This window comes from Bacillus sp. sid0103 (assembly GCF_019219025.1).
Window position 1 is genome coordinate 1 of record NZ_JAHUWN010000126.1, and the last position, 343, is coordinate 343.

The following is a 343-nucleotide window of genomic DNA, read 5'->3' on the forward strand; positions in this document are numbered from 1 at the left end:
GAACCCTGAAAGATGATCAGGTTGATAGGTCAGAGGTGGAAGCGTGGTAACATGTGGAGCTGACTGATACTAATCGTTCGAGGACTTAACCATTTTTAAGGCTTTCTCGAGTTTACAAACTTCTTCTACATTATCTAGTTTTGAGGGAATGAAAAAAATTAAAATTTCCTCTTGAAAAATATTAAAAAGATATTATAATAAAATAGTGTCTTATAAATGGTCTGGCAATTATGGCGAGAAGGTCACACCCGTTCCCATACCGAACACGGAAGTTAAGCTTCTCAGCGCCGATGGTAGTTGGGACACGCGTCCCTGTGAGAGTAGGACATTGCCAGGCTGTAAT

General features: G+C 40.2%; 2 rRNA genes. Both read left to right on the forward strand.

The features are described 5' to 3' along the window. Positions 1 to 93, forward strand: a 23S ribosomal RNA gene (locus tag KW850_RS32790); the annotation flags it as partial. Between the two features lie 127 nt (positions 94 to 220). Further along, positions 221 to 337 (forward strand): 5S ribosomal RNA (gene rrf / locus KW850_RS32795). Positions 338 to 343: the final 6 nt, after the last annotated feature.